Raw genomic sequence first — 5,473 nt, 5'->3', positions numbered from 1 at the left:
CGGCGGATCGTCGAGGCGCTCACCACCAACGAGACCTCATGGTTCCGCGACGGTGACCCGTTCACCGCGCTCACCTCGACGGTCCTCCCGGCTCTGCTGGCGTCTCGCGGCCCGAACGAGCGGCTGCAGATCTGGTCGGCGGCCTGCTCCAGCGGGCAGGAGCCGTACACGATCGCGATGCTGCTCGAGGACGCGCTGCCCAGCGCCGCCACGCGCGTGTCCATCACGGCGACCGACCTCTCCCGCGAGATGGTCGAGCGCACGCGGGCCGGGCGGTTCAGCCAGCTCGAGGTCAACCGCGGGCTGCCCGCGCCGATGCTGGTCCGCCACTTCACCCGCGCCGGCAGCGAGTGGGAGGTCAACGCGCCCCTGCGGCGCATGGTGACCGCGAGCCAGTGCAACCTCGCCGCGCCGCTGCCGCGGATGGGCCCGTTCGACGTGGTCTACCTGCGCAACGTCCTCATCTACTTCGACCTGCCCACGAAGCAGGCGATCCTCCGCCGCGTGCGCGACCTGATGCGCCCGGACGGATGGCTGTTCCTCGGTGCGGCAGAGACGACGCTCGGGGTGGACGACTCCTGGGAGCGGGTCGTCGTCGGCCGCAGCTCCGCCTACCGCCCGCTGAAGGGGAAGTGAACGTGCGCGCTCTGGTGATCGACGACTCGAAGGTCATGCGCCGCATCGTCGCCGGGATCCTCGAGGATCTCGGGTACGAGGTGCGGCAGGCCGGCCACGGCCGGGAGGGCCTCGACGTCCTGGACGGGGGCTGGGTTCCCGAGCTGGTCTGCGTCGACTGGAACATGCCGGTCATGGACGGGCTGCAATTCGTCTCCGCGGTCCGCGCCAACCCGGCCTGGCGTCAGGTGACGATCATGATGGTCACCTCCGAGAGCGAGCACGGCCAGATCGTGCGCGCCCTGGCCGCCGGCGCCCACGAGTACGTCATCAAGCCGTTCACCGCCGACGCCATCCGCGACAAGCTCGCGCTGCTCGGCCTGCTCCCGGAGGAGGTGGCCCGGTGAGCGAGCTCGCGAGCTCACGCAAACCGAGCGACCGCGAACGCGGACGACGAGCGCCGACGAGGAGACCAAGTGAGTGACACCGGCGAGCGTCGCCGCGCGAGCGATGCCCCCTCGCTGATCACCGAACTGATCGACGAGGAGACGGTCCAGAACATCGCCCAGGAGGCGTGGTCGGCCCTGATCGGGTGCGACGAGTTCCTCGTCCCCCTGCCCGGCGGGCTGCCCGACGACGCGGTCAGCTCGTGGGTCGAGGTGGTCGGCCCGTGGACCGGTGCCGTCGTCCTCACCTGCGGCCGCTCCACCGCCGAGGAGCTCTCCCGGTGCCTGCTGGCCGAGCACGCCCCGCCGGTGCTCGACCCCGAGGACATCGAGGACGGCATGGGCGAGCTGGCCAACGTCGTGGGAGGCAACGTCAAGGCGATCCTCCCCGGCCCGTCCGTCCTCGGACTCCCCGAGGTGGGCACCGCCCCCTCGGCCGGGGCTCCGGACGACGTCTGCCGCGTCGACCTCCTGTGGCGCGGCCAGTCACTGACCATCACCGTGCAGGGCTCCGCCGGAGTCCCGCAGCCCGCGTCCCACCCGCACGAGAACGAGGTGCCACTGTGAAGATCCTGGTCGCCGACGACAGCCGCGTCATGCGGCAGATCGTCATCCGCACCCTGCGGCAGGCCGGTTACGACGACCACGAGATCGTCGAGGCCGAGGACGGCGCCGACGCGCTGGCCAAGGTGTCGTCGGAGAGCCCGGACCTGGTCCTGTCCGACTGGAACATGCCGAACATGACCGGGATCGAGTGCCTGCAGGCGCTGCGCTCGTCGGGCTCGGCGGTGCCGTTCGGCTTCGTCACCTCGGAGGGCTCCCCGGAGATGCGGGAGAAGGCGGCCAACGCGGGCGCCCTCTTCCTGATCGCCAAGCCGTTCACCGAGGACACCTTCAAGGAGCACCTGGACGGGGTGATCGCATGACGACCGGCACCGTGCAGCTGCCCGCAGCCAAGGACGTCCGCGACATGCTGACCGGTCTGGTCGGCAAGCCGGTCGCCGTCAACCCGGGCGCCCCGGTCACGCCGACCCCCGACGAGCCCGTGTCCGTGGCCGTCTACGTCGACCCGCACATGGCGATCAACGCGCTCTGCGTCATGGACCTCGGCGCGTCCGCCTACACCGGTGCCGCGCTGGCGCTCCTGCCCCCCGGTGGCGCGCAGGACGCGGTCGAGGAGGACGGCGAGCTCAGCGGCCTCATGGTGGAGGCGCTGCACGAGGTGGTGAACGTGCTCTCCGCACTGTTCAACATCCCTGGCGCCCCGCACTCGAAGCTGCACAAGCTCTACGCCCCCGGCGAGGACCTCCCCGGCGACATCGAGGGCATGCTGGCCAACTTCAACCGGATCGACCTGGCGCTCGAGGTGCCCGGCTACGGCAAGGGCGGGCTGTCCCTCGTCCTGCCGTGACAGTGGCCGATCGCCGCTGAGCCACGGCCGCGCGGCGCCTCCGGGCCCCGCTGCCCGCGACGGTGCATCTCCCCCGGTGCCCCGCCTCCGACCCCCGTCCCCCACCGGGTACGGGGGTCGTGGCGTTCGGGCGGCGCGCGGTCCGGGGGACCGCGATGGAAGGGGCGCGGCTCAGGTGAGTGCGGGCGTGCGGTTCTCGACCGTGGTGGGCAGGCAGGCCCAGACGTGCTTGCACCCCTCGTCGACGTACCAGCCATGCGCCACCGACAGCCGGGCGACCAGGTGCAGGCCCAGCCCTCCCTGGGCCGGGTCGCGGTCGACGGCGGGCGACGGCATCGACTCGGGTGCCCGGTCGCTGACGTCCAGGAGCCATCCCCCGCTGCCGGCGACCACCGTCGCCACCACGGGCGACTCACCGTGCCGCAGCGCGTTGGAAGCCAGTTCGTCGAAGGCCAGCACCAGCCGCTCGCCCGCGGTGTCCTCGTCCGGCACCGGAAAGCCCACCGTGCCCAGTCGGCTGCGCAGGCCTGCCCTCGCCGCGGGTAGCTCCGACAGGTCGGCCAGCTCCCAGCGCCACACCTCGCCCCGCCCGTCCGGCAGCGGGCGCAGTGGCCACGCCAGTCGCCCCATAGCCCCTCTCCCCCGGTCGACGAACCCGCTGGTCCCGGGGTGCCCACCGACCTGGGCGGTCAACCCTGGGTCCGCGGGCTTCCTGCCTCGTCGGGGTGGGTCCCGGAGAGCCGGACGGCCACCAGTGCCACGTCGTCCTGCGGTATGCCGCGCAGCATCCGGCGGAGCAGGCCGTCGCAGAGCTCGTCCAGCGGGCTTCCGGTCAGCTCCCGGAGGTGCCGGGTGAGCGCGGCCGTTCCCTCGTCGAGGGTGCCGTCGCGGCGCTCCACGAGCCCGTCGGTGTGGAGCAGGACCGTCGCGCCGGGCGGCACGGGCACCACCGACTCCGAGCGGGCGGCGGCCGGGTTCACACCGAGCATCAGGTCGCCGACCGGGGAGCCGAGCACCGTCACCGTGCCGTCCGCGGCCAGCAGGATCGGTGGGGGATGGCCGGCGTTGGCCCAGCGCAGCAGGCGTCCGCCGTGCCCGTCGCACTCGAAGCGGGCGATCGCCGCGGTCGCCAGCGTCTCGTCGTGCATCTGGGCGATCGCCTCGTCGAGTCCCCGCAGCACCTCGGCCGGGCCGGCGCCGCTGTAGTGGGCGATCCCCCGGAGCAGCCCCCGCAGCTGGCCCATCGCCGCCGCGGCGGCGGTGTCGTGCCCGACGACGTCGCCGATCACCACCACCAGCGACCCGTCGCGCTGCAGGAAGGCGTCGTACCAGTCCCCACCCACCCGGGCCGCCTCGACCGCCGGGACGTACCGGACGACCACGGCGGCGCCGCCCAGGGCCGGTGGGTCCGTGAGCAGGCTGCGCTGCAGCGCCTCGGCCAGCTGCGCCTGCTGGTTCTGCCGGTGGACCCGGGCGATGGCGCGGCCGGCCTCGGCGGCGACCTGCCGGGCGGTCTCCAGGTCTTCCGCGGTCATCACCCGGCCGGCGTCCTGGTACAGCGTGATGACACCGACGGTGCGCGCCTCGGCCGTCAGCGGGAGCACCACCGCCGTGGCCGGGGCGAGCTGCACCAGCAGGTCACGGGCCGGCCCGTCGGCCATGAGCTGGAGGACCGCGTCGACGGAGTCGGTGACGGACGTCCCCGCGAGCAGCGCCTGGGCCACCGGCGAGGCGGAGGGGAGCGTGTCCAGCCGGATCTGGGCGTACCGGTCCATGAGCGGCCGCCGGGCGGGGTCGCCGTGCCACGAGCCGACGTCCCGGGCGCGCCCTTCCCGGTCGACCAGCGTGACGATGCATCCGTCGGTGAGCACCGGGACGACGAGCTGGGCGAGCCGGCCCAGGGCGGACAGCGTGTCGAGCTGGCCCGACAGCTCGGCGCTGACCCGCGCGAGCAGCGCCGTACGGGCCGTGGCCCGACGGGCGGCCTCCTCGGCGTCGCGCCGGTCGCTGACGTCGAGGACGTAGACGGCCAGCCCGTCCGAGCCGGGCCACACGCGGACCTCGAACCAGCCTCGGAGGGTGCCCGGATAGGCGGCCTCGAAAGTCATGGGCCGGCCGGTGGCCGCCGCGGTGCGGTAGCTCTTCTCGAAGACGCTGCCCACCATGCTGGGGAAGGCTTCCCACAGCGACTCCCCGACCAGCTCCGTCCGCGGCCGGTCCATCAGCCGTTCGGCCTCGGCGTTCACGTACCGGAACCGCCAGTCGGCGTCGAGGAAGCAGAAGGCGGCGGGCATGGTCTCGAGAAACCGCACCAGGTCGGCGCCGGGGTGCTTCCCCGTGCCCACCGTCACCGCGACCTCGAGCTCGTTCACCGTGGTCCCCCACGCCCGGCGGTCGGTCCGCTCTCGCCCCGTTGCTGGAGCGACGTCCACACCCGACCGGACGGTGGAGGACGGGGGCGATTGTGTCGATCTCACCGGCCGCTGCCAAGGAGGTGCGGAGCGGCACCGTCCCCGGCCGATCCCCCGCGTTCGGGTGAGTGCCGGTGCGCCACCGGCCCGGTGGGTCGGCGCGGTGGCCCGCATGCGGCAGAGTGGCCGTCATGACGGGGAACGAGGCGACGCCGCCACCCGGCGACCTGCTGTTGCAGGCCGTCGAGGGCATGGCGCGCCCGCTCGCCGTCCTGGACGAGGAGTGGCGGATCCGCTACATCAACGAGGCGGGCGCCGGGGCCCTCGGCCACCGGGCGGACGAGCTCATCGGCCGGGACGTGTGGGACACCTTTCCCGAGGCGGTGGCGGGCCCGTTCGAGCGGCTGTACAGGGAGGTCCGCGAGACGGGCATCCCGGCCAGCACGGAGGCCTGGTACGGGCCCCTGAGCTCGTGGTTCCGGGCCGACGCCTTCCTCACCTCCGCCGGCCTCGTGATCACCTTCGACGACGTCACCGCGAGACACCGGGCGGAGGAGGAGCGGGCGGCGGCCGTGGCCGCCCGGGAAGCG

At 73.5% G+C, this 5,473-nt stretch carries 8 protein-coding genes; 6 read left to right on the top strand and 2 right to left on the bottom strand.

Annotation, left to right across the window (positions count from 1 at the left end):
* The 5 genes from ACFSHS_RS06645 to ACFSHS_RS06625 all read left to right on the top strand — a co-directional run.
* The coding region (locus ACFSHS_RS06645) for a CheR family methyltransferase (protein ID WP_376873354.1) at positions 1-636 on the top strand (636 nt) is incomplete at its 5' end.
* 2 nt (positions 637-638) lie between these two features.
* Positions 639-1,022 carry a response regulator gene (locus ACFSHS_RS06640; protein WP_376873352.1) on the top strand — a complete coding sequence of 128 codons (384 nt, stop codon included), beginning with the start codon at positions 639-641 and terminating at the stop codon, positions 1,020-1,022.
* 69 nt (positions 1,023-1,091) lie between these two features.
* The gene (locus ACFSHS_RS06635) at positions 1,092-1,628 is read left to right on the top strand and encodes a chemotaxis protein CheX (protein WP_376873350.1); all 537 of its coding nucleotides are present in this window, start codon (positions 1,092-1,094) and stop codon (positions 1,626-1,628) included.
* The gene (locus tag ACFSHS_RS06630) at positions 1,625-1,987 is read left to right on the top strand and encodes a response regulator (protein ID WP_376873348.1); all 363 of its coding nucleotides are present in this window, start codon (positions 1,625-1,627) and stop codon (positions 1,985-1,987) included. The genes ACFSHS_RS06635 and ACFSHS_RS06630 overlap by 4 nt, the downstream gene beginning before the upstream one ends.
* Positions 1,984-2,472 carry a hypothetical protein gene (locus ACFSHS_RS06625; RefSeq protein WP_376873346.1) on the top strand — a complete coding sequence of 163 codons (489 nt, stop codon included), beginning with the start codon at positions 1,984-1,986 and terminating at the stop codon, positions 2,470-2,472. The genes ACFSHS_RS06630 and ACFSHS_RS06625 overlap by 4 nt, the downstream gene beginning before the upstream one ends.
* Before the next feature lie 171 nt (positions 2,473-2,643).
* On the opposite strand, the gene ACFSHS_RS06620 is transcribed toward ACFSHS_RS06625, so the two are convergent.
* Together ACFSHS_RS06620 and ACFSHS_RS06615 are read right to left on the bottom strand one after the other, a co-directional pair.
* Positions 2,644-3,102, bottom strand: coding sequence for an ATP-binding protein (locus tag ACFSHS_RS06620; RefSeq protein WP_376873344.1), 459 nt, complete (start codon positions 3,100-3,102; stop codon positions 2,644-2,646).
* 59 nt (positions 3,103-3,161) lie between these two features.
* The gene (locus ACFSHS_RS06615) at positions 3,162-4,844 is read right to left on the bottom strand and encodes a SpoIIE family protein phosphatase (protein WP_376873342.1); all 1,683 of its coding nucleotides are present in this window, start codon (positions 4,842-4,844) and stop codon (positions 3,162-3,164) included.
* Between the two features lie 230 nt (positions 4,845-5,074).
* On the opposite strand from ACFSHS_RS06615, the gene ACFSHS_RS06610 reads away from it, so the two are divergent.
* The coding region (locus ACFSHS_RS06610; RefSeq protein WP_376873340.1) for a PAS domain-containing protein at positions 5,075-5,473 on the top strand (399 nt) is incomplete at its 3' end.

Source organism: Blastococcus deserti (genome assembly GCF_042682525.1).
GTDB lineage: Bacteria > Actinomycetota > Actinomycetes > Mycobacteriales > Geodermatophilaceae > Blastococcus_B > Blastococcus_B deserti.
The sequence above is the reverse complement of the archived record's forward strand: the minus strand, read 5'-3'. Positions and strand labels throughout refer to the sequence as shown.

What these genes read in the sequence shown, in the direction of transcription:
- ACFSHS_RS06625 (WP_376873346.1), top strand. Translation starts at nt 1,984, where the DNA reads ATGACGACCGGCACCGTGCAGCTGCCCGCAGCCAAGGACGTCCGCGAC.
- ACFSHS_RS06620 (WP_376873344.1), bottom strand. Translation starts at nt 3,102, where the DNA reads ATGGGGCGACTGGCGTGGCCACTGCGCCCGCTGCCGGACGGGCGGGGC.